The sequence below is a fragment of the Streptomyces sp. NPDC025618 genome, assembly GCF_055558795.1.
Genome location: NZ_JBVHLW010000037.1, coordinates 20,377 through 36,254, shown reverse-complemented (window position 1 = coordinate 36,254; position 15,878 = coordinate 20,377). Strand labels below are relative to the sequence as shown.

The following is a 15,878-nucleotide window of genomic DNA, read 5'->3' as shown; positions in this document are numbered from 1 at the left end:
GAGAGCGGTCACAGGGCCGGCGGCACGGTGGTGACCGGCGCCTCGATCAGGACGGGACCGTCGCCGGCGGCCGTGGCCGCGGCGACCAGCTCGGCGAGGTGCGCCGCGCCCGTCGCGCGGTGCGCGGTCACGCCGTAACCGCGGGCGAGGGCGCACAGATCGAGCCCGGGGAGGTCCAGGCCGGGCACGCCGGGGGTGTTCTCGAAGCGCCCGAACCACTTGAGGATCGCGTACTCGCCGTTCGCGGGGATCACGAAGGTGACCGGCGCCCGGCAGGCGGCCGCGGTCCACAGCGCGGTGATGGCGTACTGCGCGGAGCCGTCGCCGATCACCGCCACCACCGGCCGCTCCGGCCGCCCGAGCTGCGCGCCGACGGCCGCGGCGAGGCCGAAACCCAGCCCGCCGCCGGTGGTGGTGAGGAAGGAGCCGGGCCTGCCCACGCGGATCAGCTCGCGGAACGCCTGGAGATTGGAGGGGGATTCGTTGACCCACAGGGTGTCCGGCGGGGCGGCGCTCGCGACGGCGGCGAGCGCGGTGACGGCGGACATGGGCTCGGCGGGATCCCGCGCCGGGGGTTCCGGCCGGGGCACGGGGGCGGGCCCTTCCGCCTTCCGTACGAGCTCCGTCAGCCGTTCCAGTGTGGGCCGCAGGCCCGCGACGAGCGCGTCGCCCACCGGGGCGCGGGCGGCCTCGCCGGGGTCGCTGGTGAGCAGCACCAGTTCGGCTCCCCCGGGCAGCACCGGCCCGGCCACGTAGGGGTAGTAGCGGAAGACGGGCGCCCCGGCCACCAGGACCAGATCGTGCCCTTCCAGGGTCTTGGCCAGCGGTGCCAGCGCCGGGGGCAGCACGCCGCGGTAGTGCGGGTGGTCCTCCGGGAAGCCCGCCCTCCCCTCGACGGGGGAGGCCCACACCGGCAGGCCCCGCCGCTCGGCGAGCGCGACGGCCGCGTCCCACGCGCCCTCGGCGTCGACGGAACCGCCCGTCACCAGCACCGGGTTGACCGCCGCGTCGAGCCGCCGGGCGAGCGCCTCGATCGCGGGCTCGTCGGCCGCGGTGGCGTCGGTGACGCGGCGGCGCGCGACCTGACGCGCGGCTTCGGCCTCCGCCTCGGTGAGCTCGACGTCGAAATCGTCCATCGGCAGCGACAGGAACACCGGGCCCCGGGGAGCGGTTTCGGCCATGTGGAAGGCGCGGGCGAGGGCCGCGGGCACGTCCTGGGCGCGGGGCGGCTCGTACGCCCACTTCACGGCGGGCCTGGGCAGCAGCGTCGCGTCCACGTTGGTCAGCAGCGCCTCCATGGTCACCATGGCCCGCACCTGCTGCCCGGCCGTCACCACCATCGGGGTGTGGTTGGCCGCGGCGTTGATGATCGCGCCCATGGCGTTGCCCACGCCCGGGGCGGTGTGCAGATTGACGACCGCCGTGGTCCCGGTGGCCTGCGCGAACCCGTCGGCCATGCCGACGACCACGGCTTCCTGGAGGCCGAGGACGTAGCGGAAGTCGTCGGGGAAGTCCTGGAGGAAGGGGAGTTCGGTCGAGCCGGGGTTGCCGAAGACGGTCGTCACGCCGCGGGCCCGCAACAGCTCGAACACGGCGGCTCGTACGGTCGTCATGGCGCGCACCTCTTGAGATGGGAGTGACCGGGGAGGAGGGGAGCATTGCCTGTTCCCGTCCGGCGGAGTCATCAATTCCGAAGATCAGCCGGGTTTTCATTCCCAGGGGTGAACGCCCGTTTCGCGATGACCGGGAAGCTGGTGTAGAGGGGGGCGCGTGAGGCGCGCGGGAGGGCCCCGTCACCCGGCGTACGGGCGGCGGGGCCCGCGGACGACAAGAATCGGCCTGGTCCTGCCTGGACACCGAGAGCGGAGGCGGAGCGGGCGGGCGGCGGCACGGGCGCGCGCTCACCCGGCGCTTCCGCCCCGCTGCTCAGCGTCGCCGCAGTCCCGGCCGCGCCGCTGCCGTGCGCGACATCCCGAGGCCGGCCAGGGCCAGCGCGGCGACGCAGGCCACCGCTCCCACGATGACGTTGCTGACGACGGCGCGCGTGGCGAACGCGTGCCCGGCGACGACCCACGGCGAGACGATCGTCCAGGCCGCGATGCAGAGCCCGGCCCAACTCATGGAGTGGGTACGCTCATAGGCGTGTCCGAAGCCCCCGGCGAGGCAGGCGAAGGCGACGCCGGTGATGAGGTTGTTGACGGCGAGGGTCGTCGCGCCGCTGAAGCCGGCGATCCAGGGGGAGGCGGCGAGATAGACGCCGCACAGCAGGGCGAGGGCCTCGACGCCCTGCGCGACGGGGGTGCTGGTCGTTTCCTCGGAGTGGGCGCGGAGCGCCAGGATGTCCGGGTGGTGTTCGATCCGGGGTGAGGTTGGGGCGGTCACGTCAGCCACCTTCTTCTTTCAGTGTCAGTTCGGACCTGCCTGCATTTTATCGCCAATGTCCCCTTTTGCCACCCGAATGGGGGTAGTTCATATCTGGCTATATCCGATGTGGTGGCTTCTGTTTCGACAGGTCACGCTGGGGAAACCCGGGCATCGCATTCCGGACGCGTGAGCCGGTGGCGCCCTCGGGGGGACCAGGGGAACAGCGTGCGAAAGGAAGCCGTCGTGGAACAGCTGAAGACGCAGGGCGACCACGTGCCGGGCCGGTCGGAGGGCCTGGAGGAGACCGTGGGGGCCCGCCGCGCCGCGCCGCGGGAGACACCCGAGACCAGCACCGAGGAGGTCGACGCGGAGTCGCACATCATCCGCGGCGTGGACTGACGCGGTCACGGCCGAGGCCACGGCCGGCCACCGACGGCGGCGGCCACGGCTGGCGCGGCCACGGCGGCCGTGGGGGGGGGGGGGGGGGGGGCGCGGGGGGGTGGGGGGGGGGGGGGGGGGGGGGGGGGGGGGGGGGGGGGGGGGGATGGGGGCACCGACGACAACGCCACCGACCCCCCACAGCGTGCGGCGACAAGGGCGGCGAAGCCCCTCGCCCCCCCCCCCCCAACCACCCCCCCCCCCCCCCCCCCCCAGGCCCGTACGGGCACGAAGCGCACGGGCGTGCCGGGCGCGGCCTGCGCCGCGGCGGCCAGCGCCGGCTCGGGGACGACGCCGACGACGGGATAGCCGCCGGTCGTCGGGTGATCGGCGAGGAAGACCACCGGGCGCCCGTCCGGCGGGACCTGGACGGCGCCGAGGACCATTCCCTCACTGGGCAGTTCACCCTCCCGCGCGCGGGCCAGGGCGGGCCCCTCCGTCCGCAGGCCGATGCGGTTGCTCGCCGGGGAGACGCGGTAACCGCCGCCGGAGAGCGTGCGCCGCGCGTCGGCGGTGAACCAGTCGTCGCGCGGGCCGAGCACCAGCGGGAGGACCAGCCCACCGGACGGCGGTCCGGCCCAGGGCACCGCGTCAGCGCCCTCGGAGGGCCCCTGGGGCGCGCCGAGGGGCAGTGTCGCCCCCTCCGTCAGGGGCTCGGGCCCGAGGCCCGACAGCAGGTCCCGGGAGCGGCTGCCGAGCACGGGCGGCACGGCCACACCGCCGCCGAAGGCCACGTACGCGCGCACCCCGCCGACGGCGGGACCGACGTCCAGGACGGCGCCCGCGGACACCCGCACGGCCGCGCCCCACGCCACCGGGCGTCCGTCGACCCGCACCGCGCAGGGCGTGCCCGCCACCGCCACCGTCACCGCCCGGTCCGGCCGCACCGCGCAGCCGTTGACGGTGGTCTCCAGCGTGGCGCACTCCGCGGGATTGCCCACGAGGCGGTTGGCGAGCCGGTGCGCGGGCCGGTCGAGGGCGCCGGAGAGCCCCACGCCGAGGTGGGCGTGGCCGGGTCTGCCGAGGTCCTGGACGGTCGTCAGGGCGCCGGGCCGGACGACGGTGAGGGTGCCGCTCACGCGACCACCTCGAAGCGCACGCGCGTGCCGGGCGAGAGCAGCGCCGCCGGTTCTCGCGCGACGTCCCACAGCACCGCGTCCGTACGGCCGATGAGCTGCCAGCCGCCGGGGGAGGAGCGCGGGTAGAGGCCGGTGTACGTGCCGGCCAGGCCGACGGAACCGGCGGGGACGGCCGTGCGCGGGGTGGCCCGGCGCGGCACCCGCAGCCGCTCCGGAAGCCCGCTCAGATAGCCGAAGCCGGGCGCGAACCCATAGAACGCCACCCGGAATTCGAGGCCGGAGTGGATCTCCGCGACCTCCTCCTCCGTGACGTCCCACAGCGCCGCGACCTCGGCGAGGTCCTCACCGTCGTAGCGGACCGGCAGCACCACCGGGGTGCCCTCCGCGGCCGCGAGCGGCGGCACGCTCCAGCGGGCGAGCTCCGCGGCGAGGGCCCGCGGCTCGGCCAGGCCGTCCAGCAGGACGGTGCGCGCCGCGGGGACGATCTCGCGCACGGGCGGGAGAGTGCCCGCGGCGCGGCGGCGCAGCAGTTCGGCGTGGAGCGCCTGGGCGTCGTCGCCGGTGGCGACCTCCACGAGCAGCGCGTGCCGCCCGACGGGCAGGGCGCGCAGCTCCATGGCGGGCGTGCTCACGCGAACGCCTCCACCCGCACGCCCGCGGCCTCCAGGGCGGCGCGGACCCGGCGGGCGTTTCCGGCGGCGCCGGGGGTGTCGCCGTGCAGGCACAGCGAGCGGGCCCGTACGGTCACGTCCTCGCCGGTGAGGGCGGTGACGGTGGCCGAGCGGGCCATCCGCACCGACCGGGCGACGATCGCCTCGGGGTCGAGGACCACGGCGCCGGGCGTGCGGCGCGGGACGAGCGTCCCGGCGGCGGTGTACGCGCGGTCGGCGAACGCCTCGGTGACCACCGGCAGTCCGGCCTCCGCCGCCGCCTCGAGCAACCGCGAGCCGGGCAGGCCGAGTACGGGCAGGGCGCCGCCCGCCCGCAGCACACCCGCCACGACGGCCCGCGCCTGCTCGGCGTCGGTGACCGTGCGGTTGTAGAGCGCGCCGTGCGGCTTCACATAACTGACGTCCGAGCCGGCCGCCCGCGCGAAGACGCGCAGCGCGCCGATCTGATAGGTGATCTCGTCGGCGAGCTCGTCCGGGGGCACGTCCATGGCGCGCCGCCCGAAGCCGGCGAGGTCGTGGTAGGAGACCTGGGCGCCGATGCGGACGCCGAGTCCGGCCGCGCGCTCGCACACCCGGCGCATGGTGGAGGGGTCACCCGCGTGGAAGCCGCAGGCGACGTTGGCGCTGGTGACGACGGACAACAGGGCCTCGTCGTCGGTCAGCTGCCAGCGCCCGAAGCCCTCGCCGAGATCGGCGTTGAGGTCGAGGACGGGGCGGGGGTCGGTGTCGTGCTCCGGTCCGGTCATGAGGCGGCCTCCCGCATCGTGTCGAGGATGAGGCGGCGCGCGTCATCCAGATAGGTGGTCAACTCGGCCTCGGCGCGGCCGTGGTCGCCGTTCTCCAGCAGTGTCGCGAGCGAGCGGTTGCGCAGCAGGAACGGCTCGTGGAAGCGGCGGGGCGAGGGCATCGTGTGGAAGGCCAGGCGCAGTTCGGCGAGCAGCAGATCCATCGCGGAGTCGATGCGGGCGCTGCCGCTGAGGGCGGCGAGCGCCCGGTGGAAGCGGAGGTCGGCCGAGGCCACCTCCGGCCAGTCGCCGTCGGCGGCGGCGCGCTCGCCCCGGGCGACGGCGTCGGTGACCGCCGCGCGCAGGGCGGGGGCCGCGCTCGCGGCGGCCCGGACCCCGGCGGTCTCCAGGGCCGCGCGCACGCGGTAGATGTCCGTGACGTCGGCGGGCTCCAGGACCCGGACGAAGACGCCGCGGTTGAGCCGGTGCACGACCAGGCTCTCGTGGACGAGCAGCCGGAACGCCTCGCGCAGGGTGTTGCGCGAGACCCCGAGCTCCCGGCCGAGCGCCTCCTCCGACAGCTGGGTGCCGGGCGGCAGGCCGCCGCCCTCGATGCGGTCGCGGAGCGTGTCGGCCACGCGCTGGGCGGTGGACAGTGCCATGGCGTCCCCCATGGTTCGACGGGTGTGACGGGCGGTGCGGAGCCGGGGCGTGCGGGGTGCGGGGTTCAAGGGCCGGCCGGGACCGGCGGGGCGTTGCGGAATCGTGAGTCAAGCCTCTTGAGGATTGTTCAACAATATCTTAGCCTCCTCGCCAAGTTGCCTCACTCGTTCGAATGAGGTCCGGGCCTCCGGAAGGCAGGGCGCATGATCGTTCTCCTCGGCGTCCTCGTGGTCGTCATCGGCTTCGCCACGAGACGCAATCCCCTGCTGGTGGTCGGCGGCGCCGGCATCGCCACCGGCTTCCTCGGCGGCCTGTCGCCCCAGCGGGTCCTCGCCGCCTTCGGCGAGGGATTCACCTCCAGCCGCTCGGTGACGATCTTCGTGATCACCCTCCCGGTCATCGGCCTCCTGGAGCGCCACGGCCTCCAGGAACAGGCGCGCAGCCTGATATCCCGCTTCGGCTCGCTCACCACCGGCCGCTTCCTCGCCCTCTACCTCCTGATGCGCCAGCTCACCGCCGCCCTCGGCCTCAACAGCGTCTTCGGGCAGGCCCAGACCGTCCGCCCGCTCGCCGCCCCCATGGCGGAGGGCGCGGCCGAGCGTCTGCACGGGCCGCTGCCGGACAAGGTCCGCGAGAGGGTGCGCTCCTTCGCCGCCAGCGCCGACAACGTCGGCCTCTTCTTCGGCGAGGACGTCTTCCTGGCCGTCGGCTCGATCCTGCTGATCACCGGCTTCGTCAACACCACTTACCACACCCACCTCGAACCGCTCGACCTCGCGCTGTGGGCCGTGCCCACCGCCCTGTGCGCCCTCGCCGTCCACGGCTGGCGGCTGCTGCGCCTGGACCGCACGCTCGCCCGCACGACAGTGACCGACAAGCCGGTGGGAGCCGTCAAGTGATCAAGGCGGAGTGGTTCTACTGGCTGGTCGGCGCCATCTTCCTGCTGATGGCCGCCCAGATGCTCACCGACCGCACCAACCCCAGGCGCTATGGAACCGCCGCCTTCTGGGGCCTCCTCGGCCTCGGCTTCGTCTACGGCACCTGGGTGGCCGACAAGTCGGCACCCGCCGAACCCCTGGGCGCCGCCGTCCTCGTCATGGTCTGCCTCGCCGGATTCGGCTTCACCGGCCGCGGCACGGCCCGTACGACCACGCCCGGGCAGCGGGCGGCGAGCGCGCGGCGCCTGGGCGGCAAGCTCTTCGTCCCGGCGCTCACCATCCCCGCCGTCGCCCTGATCTGCGCCGTCGGCGTCAAGAAGCTCTCCGTGGGCGGGCAGCCCGTCCTCCAGAAGGGCAGCGAGACGATCCTCGGCCTGGGGATCGGCGCGGTCGTCGCCCTCGCCGTCGGCATGGCGCTGCTGGGCGAGAGGAAGCTCTCCACCCCCGTGCACGCCGGGCGTTCCATCCTGGAGACGATGGGCTGGGCCATGCTGCTGCCGCAGCTGCTCGCCACCCTCGGCACGATCTTCTCCGTCGCCGGGGTCGGCGACCAGGTCCGCAGGATCACCACCGCGGTGCTCCCCGACCACTCCCTCTACCTCGCGGTCGTCGTCTACTGCGTGGGGATGTTCCTCTTCACCGTCGTCATGGGCAACGGCTTCGCCGCCTTCCCCGTCATGACCGCCGCGGTCGGCTGGCCGGTCCTCGTCACGCAGGAGCACGGCAGCGCGCCCGCCGTCCTCGCCATCGGCATGCTGGCCGGATTCTGCGGCACCCTGGTCACCCCCATGGCCGCCAACTACAACGTCGTACCCGCCGCCCTGCTGGAACTCAAGGACCAGTACGGCCCCATCAAGGCCCAACTCCCCACCGCGGTCGCCCTGCTCGGCTGCAACATCGTGATCATGTCCCTGTTCGCCTTCTGACGACCCCCACGAACCCCAGCGGAGGAGCGGCCATGACCCGGGTGCTGCTGACCGGATTCGAACCCTTCGGCGGAGAGGCCGTCAACCCGTCCTGGCAGGCCGTCCGGGCCGCCGCCGGGCACCCGCCCGAAGGCGTCGAACTGAGCGTCGCCCAACTGCCCTGCGTCTTCGGCACCGCCCTCGACGCCCTGCGCGCGGCCGTCGCCGCCACCACCCCCGACGTCGTGCTCTGCGTCGGCCAGGCCGGCGGCCGCCCCGACATCACCGTCGAACGTATCGCCGTCAACCTGGACGACGCCCGCATCCCCGACAACGCCGGCGCGCGGCCACTCGACGAACCGGTCGTCCCGGGCGGCCCGGCCGCCTACTTCGCCACCCTGCCCGTCAAGGCGTGCGTCGCCGCCGTACGCGAAGCGGGCCTGCCCGCCTCCCTCTCCCACACCGCCGGGACCTTCGTCTGCAACCACGTCTTCTACGGGCTGCTGCACCTCGCCGCGACCGAACACCCAGGACTGCGCGGCGGGTTCGTGCACGTGCCCTACGCGCCGGAACAGGTCACCGACCGGGCGCTGCCGTCACTCCCCGTGGCCGCCGCGGCCGCGGCGCTGCGTGTGATCGCGATCACCGCCGCCGGGCGCGACCAGGACATCCGCGTGGCCGGCGGCACCACACACTAGGACAGTACGGGCATTTCACCCGTGCCGTTTCGTCCGTTGTCGGTGTGACCGCCTACTCTGTGCGACGTGACTTCTCCAGCCCCGGCGGCCGTTCCGCCCCAGCTCAACGGGCCCCCGCGCCCAGCCCCGGGCCCCGCCGCCGACGAGGGCCTGGCCCGCAGGCTCCGCGCGCTCGCCTGCACCGCGCCCCTGCACGACCTCGACGCGCGCAAGGCCAACCTGGCCGGGGAGTACGGCGGCTACGCCATGGCCGAGGTGGCGCTCGCCGCCATCGACCTCGTCACGCTCAACATGGACTTCGACACCGGCGCCGACCACGAGCAGATAGTGTCCCGGCTGCTCCCGCGCGTCGGAGCCCAGGCACCCGGCCGCCCCGCGGCCGAGCACGAGCGCGTCGCCCGGTGGGTCCTGGAGAACCTCATCAACGTCGGCAGCGTCGACCGGGGTTTCCGCGCCGTCTACGGCACCTTCGGCGCCGACGGCGCGTACGTCCGCCGCGACTACGACTTCAAGCTCATCGAAGAGGTCCCCGGCCACGGCGGCACGGTCTTCCTGCGCACCACCGACGAAGCGGTCAACGTCCTCGTCGGGGCCCTCGACACCGACGTCACCAGCGCCCAGATCGCCGCCGAGGTGAAGCTGGAGGTCCTCATCAGCCGGGGCCGCCTCGCCGACGCCCAGCTCGCCGCCGAACAGGCCCGCTACCGCACCGTGCAGTACGCCGAGACCCTCCGCAAGACCCTCGACGCCACCCGGCGCAACGTCCGCGCCGTCGACTGGCTGCGCACCGTCCCCGACATGATCGCCGAGGCGCTCGACCACGTCGCCGACCGCTACCGCCACGAGAACGCGATCCTCACCAACATCCGCAAGGCACGCGACGAGGCGGAGGACCCCGAGCACAAGCGCCGCGCCGCCGAGCTCGTCGACATCGTCAAGGACTGCATCCGCCGCCACACCCAGCTCCAGTCCAGGCTGCTGGAGGCCGGCCCCCTCTTCCGCGCCGAACAGGACCGGCAGGCGTTCGCCCCCTCCGCCCCCGGCTCCGGACTCGACCTCTACGGCCAGCTCCTCGCCCCCCTCCTGCCGCTCCCCGTGGAACAGGCCGGGCGGGTGACCGACGCCTTCTTCGCCAAGGGCACGGGCCTGCGCACCCCCGCGTCCGTACGCGTCGGCGACCTCGTCGAGCTGCTGCTCACCCCGCCCGCGGAGCGCGAGCACCTCGGCGCGGAGATGCCCGAACCCGACCTCATCACCACCCCCGACGACAGCCGCTTCAGCGAGGCGCAGCTCGCGAGCGCCATGGAACTGCTCGACCTGCCGGCCGACGCCCCCCGCCGCCTGTCCGGACTGCTCGCCGAAGCGCGCCGCGAAGACCCCGAACTGCCCTACCTGGTCGCCCTCCTGGCCGTTCACGCCGCGAGTCCGCCCGTCGGCACCGCCTACCGCCAGGGCGAGCCGACCCTCCTCTTCGCCGTCGACGACGGCACGGAGCTCGACGACCCGGAGTTCGGCGGCGCCGACCTCATCGTCGGCAAGGCCCTGCTCGACGCGGCCGGCATGGCGGCGGACCGCGAGGCGGCGTCATGAGCGGGACCGCCGGAGCGCCCCGCCGCACCGGGCCGGCCGTCAACCCGCAGCAGCACTCACAGGAGCAGCAACCGTGACCGAGTACGACATCGACGACGCGGCACAGCCGGAGCCCGCCGCCGACGGCGAGGCCCCCGCCCCCAGCGGCAACGTCACCCCCGCCGACGCGGCCGACGCCGCCCGGCTCATCGCGTTCGGCCTCCAGCCCAAGCTCCAGCCCGCCCGCGACGCGGAATACACCGAGCTGCTGCGCCGCCACCGCGACGACCCCGCCTTCGCGCGCCTCGCCGACGCCGTCGCCGCCGGCCTCGGGCTCGTCGTCCTGGAGGTCTCCACCCGCGCCGGCATGGCCGTCACCGCCGCCGAGGACTCCGTCTTCGCCGTACGGATGGGCGACTACGCCCGCCGCGCGACCGTCGACTCCGCCGACCGCTTCCTGCACGGCCTCGCCCACCTCGCGGTCGCCGCCATGGCCTTCCCCCGCCCCGAGGACCTCGCCGACGATGGCTACATCGGCCGTGTCACCGTCAACGGCATCGACGCCTTCGTCCGCCAGGCATGCCGCAGGCTGGAGGAACGCGCCGCGGAACAGGGCGAGAACACCGACCCCACCAGCGACGCCCCCGGCCTGGAGGCCGCGTGGCGCGTCTACGCCCGCCGCAGTGCCACCGGCGCCACCAAGGACGCCCGCCGCCTCGCGGGCTCCACCACCGGCATCATCGCCAAGGCAGTCGCCTTCCTCGTCGACTCCGGCTTCCTCCAGCGCACCGGCGACGACGCCGGCGGCGCGTACCGCACCACGGCCCGCTACCAGCTCCAGGTCCGCGACATGGCGGGCACCGCCGCCATGTCCGAGCTGCTGGAACTGGGCATCGTGCCCGTCGGCGACGGCAGCCCGAGCCTGCTGCCGCCGGACGACGCCGACGCCCTCGACCTGGTGGCCGACGCCGGCCTGCCGTTCTTCGAGCACGGGGACACCACCCGGCGCTAGCCGGCAGCCTCCTGACCAACCGCCCGTCACGACAACGAGAGTCCGCCATGTACGAGCTGTCCCGGGTCCGCCTCTACTCCATCGGGCCCGCCGGTGCGCGCTACGCCGACACCGTGCTGGACCTGCGGGGGGTCGGCGCCCCGGTGCCCGACCCCGCGCCCGCGCAGGCGGAGTTCTTCGAGGACGAGCCCACCGGCCCGCCCCGCCGCCCCGCACCCGCGGGCGTGCTCTTCCTGGAGAACGGCGGCGGCAAGTCCGTCCTCCTCAAGCTGATCTTCTCGGTCATGCTGCCCGGCCACCGCAACACCCTGGGCGGCGCCAGCTCCGGCGTGCTGCGCAAGTTCCTCCTCGCCGACGACTGCGGGCACGTCGCCCTGGAGTGGCAGCACGTCCTCACCGGCGAGTCCGTCGTCGTCGGCAAGGTCAGCGAGTGGCGCGGCCGCCAGGTGTCCAACGACCCGCGGAAGTTCGCCGAGGCGTGGTACTCCTTCCGCCCCGGCCCGGGGCTCAGCCTCGACTCGCTGCCCGTCGCCGAGTCCACCGCCCTGCGCGCCGCCGACGGTGCCTCCGGCGCCCGCGGCCGCCGCCGCACGATGAAGGGCTTCCGCGACGCCCTCACCGAGGCCGGCAAGGCGTACCCCAACCTCGACGTGGTCTGGGAAGAGATCCACGAGCGCTGGAACGAACACCTCGGCGAGCTCGGCCTCGACCCCGAACTCTTCCGCTACCAGCGCGAGATGAACGCCGACGAGGGCGAGGCCGCCGGCCTCTTCGCCGTCAAGAACGACTCCGACTTCACCGACCTGCTCCTGCGGGCCGTCACCGACACCCGCGACACCGACGGCCTCGCCGACCTCGTGCACGGCTTCGCGCACAAGCTGGGCCGCAGGGCCGAGCTGACCGCCGAACGGGACTTCACCGCCGGCTCCCTCGACCTGCTCTCCCGCATCGCCGACGCCGCCGTCAAGCGCGACCAGGCCCGCGGCGTGCACGCGGGCGCCGAGCGCCGCACCCGCGCCCTCGCCCGCACGCTGTCCGCGCGCGGCGCCGAGGAGCGCGGCCGCACCGCCGAACTGGCCGAGCAGGTCGCCGCCGCCGCGCACGCCGTCACCGACGCCGAGACCGAGCGCGGCCGCCGCTCCCTGGTCGCCGCCGAGCTCGCCTACCGGCACGCCTCCCTGGCGCTCGCCGCCGCCGAGAAGGCCGCCGCCGCCCAGCGCCGCGAGCTCAACGACGCCCGCACCCTGCACTCCGCGTGGCAGGCCGCCGAGACCGTCCTGCGCCACCGCGCCGCCGCCGACCGCTCCGCGCGCGTGGCCGCCGCCATCCGCGAGGCCGAGCGCGACGCCGCCCCCGCCCTCGCCGCCCGCGCCCAGGCCGCCACCGATCTCGTACGCGCCCTCAACAGCGCCGCCGACGAAGGCGAGCGGGTCGCCAACGAGGAGGAGGAGCGCTCCGCCGCGCTCCAGGAGGCCGGCGAGGCCGCCCACCGCGACGCCACCGCCGCCGCCACCGAGGCCCAGCGCGCCCGCAGCGAGGCCGGCCACCTGCGCCAGCGCCTGGCCGAGGTCGAGCAGGAGACCGCCGAGGCCGTCCGCGCCGGCTGGCTCGACGACACCGCCCCCGACGCCGACCCCGCCCGCGCCGCGCTCGCCGCGAGCGACGCCGAGAAGCCGGCCGTCGCCGCCTACGAGGCGGCCCGCGAGAGCGCCCGGCAGTCCGCGGAGCAGGCCAAGGAGGCGGCCGCCGCCCTGGCCGGCACGGAACTCGCCGCCGCCCGCGCCGCCGACGCCGCCACCGCCGCCGAAGCGGCCTACGACGCCGAGCGCCGCGCCGCCGAAGCCCTCGGCGCCGAGCAGCGGCTCATCGAACTGCTGGGCCTGCCCGAGCCGGTGGCCTCCGGCCAGGTGCCGGGCCAGCGCGGCGCCGCCCCCGGACAGGAGAGCGGCAGCGGCGAACGCCCGCCCGCCCCGCGCCGCTCCGCCGAGGGCACCGGCCCCGGAAGCGGAACCGCCGCGGGCGCGTCCGACGGCGCGCGCCGCCAGGCGACGGGCCCCCTCACCGCCGAGGAGGTGGACCGCAACGCCGACGCCCTGCGCGAGATGCTCGACGAGAGCGTCGCCATCTCCGAACGGCAGATGTTCGACCTGCGCACCGCCGCCGCCGACGACGCCCGGATCCTGGGCGCGCTCGGCGACGGCGGACTGCTGCCCCCCAGCGCCGACGTGCTGGCCACCGTGGAGTACCTGGGCGAGCACGGCATCCCCGCCCTGCCCGGCTGGCGCTACCTCGCCCAGGCCGTCGACCCGGCCGACCACGCCGCCGTGCTCGCCGCCCGCCCCGAACTCGTCGACGGCGTCGTCATCACCGACGCCGACTCGCACACCCGGGCCCGCGAAGTCCTCGGCGCCGCCTCGCTGCTGCCGCGCTCCGCCGTCGCCGTCGGCACCGCCGCCGCCCTGCTCGCCCCGCCGCCCGCGCGCGACGCCCAGGACCCCGGCGGCTCCGGCGTCTTCCTCGTGCCGCCGAACCCCGCCATGCACGACGAGCGCGCCGCCGACGACGAGCGCCACGCGCTGCGTGCCCGCGCCACGGCCCGGGACGAGGAGATCCGCGCCATAGCGGCACGCCTCGCCGGTGACCGCACCCTCGCCGCCCGGCTGACCTCGTGGCGCGCGGGCTGCCCGGCCGGCCGCCTCGCCGAGCTCGCCGCCGAGGCCGAGCGCGCCCGCACGGCCGCCGACACCGCCCACGAGCAGCTGGCCGAGCTGCGCACCGCCCGCGCCGAGGCCGAGGAGAGCGCCGCCGAGGCGGCCCGGGTGCGCGACGAGCGCCAGGAGGTCGCCGCCCGCGCCCGCCGCGTCGCCGACGCCCTCGCCGGACTCGCCTACCGGCTCCGCGAGCGCGCCTCCTGGCAGATCCGCCTGCGCGAACTGGCGGAGGAGGCCGCCGAGTCCGAGGAGCGCGCCGCCGCGTACGTGGACCGGGCCCGCGCGGCCGACGAGGACCGCCGCGCCGCCCAGCGCGCGGCCGACGACGCGCGCCGCACCGCCCGCGCGCTGCGCGCCGAGCGCGCCGAGATCGCGGGCGCCCCCGACGACGTCTCCGACGCCGTGGAGCCGCCCACCGCCTCCCTGCCCGCCCTGCGCGAGGCCTACCGCGCCGCGTCCCAGCTCTACGAGAAGGTCGGCGTCGGCGCCGACCTGCGCGCCGAACAGGCCCGCGCCGAGAGCGACGAGAGCGCCGCCCGCGCCGAACTCGACCGCCTCACCAACAAGGTCCGCACCCGCGCCGCCCAGCTCCTGGAGGGCACCGACGGCGCCGACGGCCCCTCCCGCCAGGCCGCGGCCGCCCGCGCCGAACAGCTCGTCCAGATGCTGGAGACCCGCGCCTCCACCGCGAGCGAGCAGCTCGGCCGCCTCCGCGGCGAGGCCGAGCGCCTGGCACCCGCCGAAGGCGACGCGCACACCGAGCTCCCCGAGGAGCTCGTGCCCGCCGACGCCGACCGGGCCAAGGAACTGCTGCGCACCGCCACCGCCGAACTCGCCGCGCGCACCGACGCGCTGGAGGCCGCCCGCAGGGCGCACGGCGACCTGCTGCGCGCCCACCGCGCCGCCGAGGACGCCGCCACCGGCTTCGACGACACCGCGGCCCTCCTGCGCGACCTCCTGCGAGACAACACCCCCGAGGAGGACGCCGAGGAGCCCGAGCCCTACAGGGGCTCCCTGGAGGAGGCCCGGCAGGCCGCGGGCGAGGCCCGCCGCTCCCTGCGCGGCTGCGCCGGAGAGCTCTCGGCCGCCGAGGCCGCGGTCCGCGAGGCGAGTGACATCCTCGTGCGGCACGCCAACTCCACCCGCTACGAGCAGGTGCGCACCCCCGCCCGCCAGCAGATCCGCGAGCTGCCCGCCGCGGCCCTGCCCGAGCACGCGGCCGCCTGGGCCGAGGCGTTCGCGCCCCGGCTGCGGGTGCTGACCGACGAGCTGGAGCAGCTGGAGCGCAACCGCGACAGCATCGTCGACCGGCTGCGCGGACTCGTCGAGTCCTCGCTCACCACCCTGCGCTCCGCCCAGCGGCTCTCCCGGCTGCCCGAGGGCCTGGGGGAGTGGTCCGGCCAGGAGTTCCTGCGCATCCGCTTCGAGGACCCCGACCAGGCCACGCTCACCGAGCGCCTCGGCGAGGTCATCGACGAGGCGACCCGCTCCGCGGTCAAGCGCAACTCCGACCTGCGGCGCGACGGGATGTCCCTGCTGCTGCGGGGCGTCGCCGCCGCACTGCAGCCGCGCGGCGTCGCCGTCGAGATCCTCAAGCCGGACGCGGTGCTGCGCGCCGAGCGGGTGTCGGTCGGCCAGATGGGAGACGTCTTCTCCGGCGGACAGCTGCTGACCGCGGCCATCGCGCTGTACTGCACCATGGCGGCCCTGCGCAGCAACGACCGCGGCCGCGACAAGCAGCGGTACGCGGGCACGCTGTTCCTGGACAACCCGATCGGCCGCGCCAACGCCACGTATCTGCTGGAGCTCCAGCGGGCCGTCGCGGACGCGCTGGGCGTCCAGCTGCTCTACACCACCGGCCTGTTCGACACCACGGCCCTGGCGGAGTTCCCGCTGGTCATCCGGCTGCGCAACGACGCGGACCTCCGGGCGGGCCTGAAGTACATCAGCGTGGAGGAACACCTGCGCCCCGGCCTGCCGCAGCAGCAGAACCCGGACGAGGAGCAGGTGCACGGGCAGATCACGGCCACCCGCATGTACCGCCGCCCGGCGGAGGAGGAGCCGGTGCCGGCGGGGGCGTGACCGGCGGCTTGGCCGGCGGGGCA

At 75.5% G+C, this 15,878-nt stretch carries 12 protein-coding genes and 1 pseudogene; 7 read left to right on the top strand and 6 right to left on the bottom strand.

Going from position 1 to position 15,878, the window contains the following annotated elements:
- Positions 1-8 precede the first annotated feature (8 nt).
- Positions 9-1,613, bottom strand: a complete 1,605-nt coding sequence (mdlC, locus tag ACZ4A5_RS25485) for a benzoylformate decarboxylase (RefSeq protein WP_467588703.1) — start codon at positions 1,611-1,613, stop codon at positions 9-11.
- A gap of 313 nt (positions 1,614-1,926) precedes the next feature.
- On the bottom strand, positions 1,927-2,382 hold the full coding sequence (locus tag ACZ4A5_RS25480) for an SPW repeat protein (protein WP_467588700.1): 456 nt from the start codon (positions 2,380-2,382) through the stop codon (positions 1,927-1,929).
- 225 nt (positions 2,383-2,607) lie between these two features.
- On the opposite strand from ACZ4A5_RS25480, the gene ACZ4A5_RS25475 reads away from it, so the two are divergent.
- Complete coding sequence (locus ACZ4A5_RS25475; protein ID WP_467588696.1) at positions 2,608-2,763, top strand: hypothetical protein; 156 nt, start codon at positions 2,608-2,610, stop codon at positions 2,761-2,763.
- Positions 2,764-3,020: 257 nt separating this feature from the next.
- Here the strand turns inward: ACZ4A5_RS25475 and ACZ4A5_RS25470 are convergent.
- The 4 genes and pseudogenes from ACZ4A5_RS25470 to ACZ4A5_RS25455 form a co-directional block, all read right to left on the bottom strand.
- Positions 3,021-3,881 (bottom strand): annotated as a pseudogene (locus tag ACZ4A5_RS25470) (5-oxoprolinase subunit C family protein); the annotation flags it as partial.
- The gene (gene pxpB / locus ACZ4A5_RS25465; protein ID WP_467588757.1) at positions 3,878-4,498 is read right to left on the bottom strand and encodes a 5-oxoprolinase subunit PxpB; all 621 of its coding nucleotides are present in this window, start codon (positions 4,496-4,498) and stop codon (positions 3,878-3,880) included. The pseudogene ACZ4A5_RS25470 and the gene pxpB, both read right to left, overlap by 4 nt.
- A gap of 11 nt (positions 4,499-4,509) precedes the next feature.
- Entirely contained in the window at positions 4,510-5,298 is a 789-nt protein-coding gene (locus ACZ4A5_RS25460) for a LamB/YcsF family protein (protein WP_467588691.1), read from the bottom strand.
- Positions 5,295-5,939 (bottom strand): GntR family transcriptional regulator, encoded by a 645-nt coding sequence (locus tag ACZ4A5_RS25455; protein ID WP_467588688.1) that lies wholly within the window; start codon positions 5,937-5,939, stop codon positions 5,295-5,297. The genes ACZ4A5_RS25460 and ACZ4A5_RS25455 overlap by 4 nt, the downstream gene beginning before the upstream one ends.
- Before the next feature lie 204 nt (positions 5,940-6,143).
- Here ACZ4A5_RS25455 and ACZ4A5_RS25450 point away from each other — a divergent pair, with 204 nt between their 5' ends.
- The 6 genes from ACZ4A5_RS25450 to ACZ4A5_RS25425 all read left to right on the top strand — a co-directional run bounded on the left by ACZ4A5_RS25450 (position 6,144) and on the right by ACZ4A5_RS25425 (position 15,855).
- A complete protein-coding gene (locus ACZ4A5_RS25450; protein WP_467588685.1) occupies positions 6,144-6,839 on the top strand; it encodes a DUF969 domain-containing protein in 696 nt (231 codons plus the stop codon).
- On the top strand, positions 6,836-7,804 hold the full coding sequence (locus tag ACZ4A5_RS25445) for a DUF979 domain-containing protein (protein WP_467588683.1): 969 nt from the start codon (positions 6,836-6,838) through the stop codon (positions 7,802-7,804). Before ACZ4A5_RS25450 ends, ACZ4A5_RS25445 begins: the two co-directional genes overlap by 4 nt.
- A 32-nt stretch (positions 7,805-7,836) precedes the next feature.
- Positions 7,837-8,481, top strand: coding sequence for a pyroglutamyl-peptidase I (gene pcp / locus ACZ4A5_RS25440; protein WP_467588679.1), 645 nt, complete (start codon positions 7,837-7,839; stop codon positions 8,479-8,481).
- Positions 8,482-8,547: 66 nt separating this feature from the next.
- Positions 8,548-10,071, top strand: a complete 1,524-nt coding sequence (locus ACZ4A5_RS25435; RefSeq protein WP_467588676.1) for a hypothetical protein — start codon at positions 8,548-8,550, stop codon at positions 10,069-10,071.
- Positions 10,072-10,144: 73 nt separating this feature from the next.
- Positions 10,145-11,062, top strand: coding sequence for a hypothetical protein (locus ACZ4A5_RS25430; RefSeq protein WP_467588672.1), 918 nt, complete (start codon positions 10,145-10,147; stop codon positions 11,060-11,062).
- Between the two features lie 47 nt (positions 11,063-11,109).
- Positions 11,110-15,855 carry a coiled-coil domain-containing protein gene (locus ACZ4A5_RS25425; protein ID WP_467588669.1) on the top strand — a complete coding sequence of 1,582 codons (4,746 nt, stop codon included), beginning with the start codon at positions 11,110-11,112 and terminating at the stop codon, positions 15,853-15,855.
- Positions 15,856-15,878: the final 23 nt, after the last annotated feature.

What these genes read in the sequence shown, in the direction of transcription:
- mdlC (WP_467588703.1), bottom strand. Translation starts at nt 1,613, where the DNA reads ATGACGACCGTACGAGCCGCCGTGTTCGAGCTGTTGCGGGCCCGCGGC.
- pxpB (WP_467588757.1), bottom strand. Translation starts at nt 4,498, where the DNA reads ATGGAGCTGCGCGCCCTGCCCGTCGGGCGGCACGCGCTGCTCGTGGAG.
- ACZ4A5_RS25460 (WP_467588691.1), bottom strand. Translation starts at nt 5,298, where the DNA reads ATGACCGGACCGGAGCACGACACCGACCCCCGCCCCGTCCTCGACCTC.
- ACZ4A5_RS25455 (WP_467588688.1), bottom strand. Translation starts at nt 5,939, where the DNA reads ATGGCACTGTCCACCGCCCAGCGCGTGGCCGACACGCTCCGCGACCGC.
- ACZ4A5_RS25450 (WP_467588685.1), top strand. Translation starts at nt 6,144, where the DNA reads ATGATCGTTCTCCTCGGCGTCCTCGTGGTCGTCATCGGCTTCGCCACG.
- pcp (WP_467588679.1), top strand. Translation starts at nt 7,837, where the DNA reads ATGACCCGGGTGCTGCTGACCGGATTCGAACCCTTCGGCGGAGAGGCC.
- ACZ4A5_RS25425 (WP_467588669.1), top strand. Translation starts at nt 11,110, where the DNA reads ATGTACGAGCTGTCCCGGGTCCGCCTCTACTCCATCGGGCCCGCCGGT.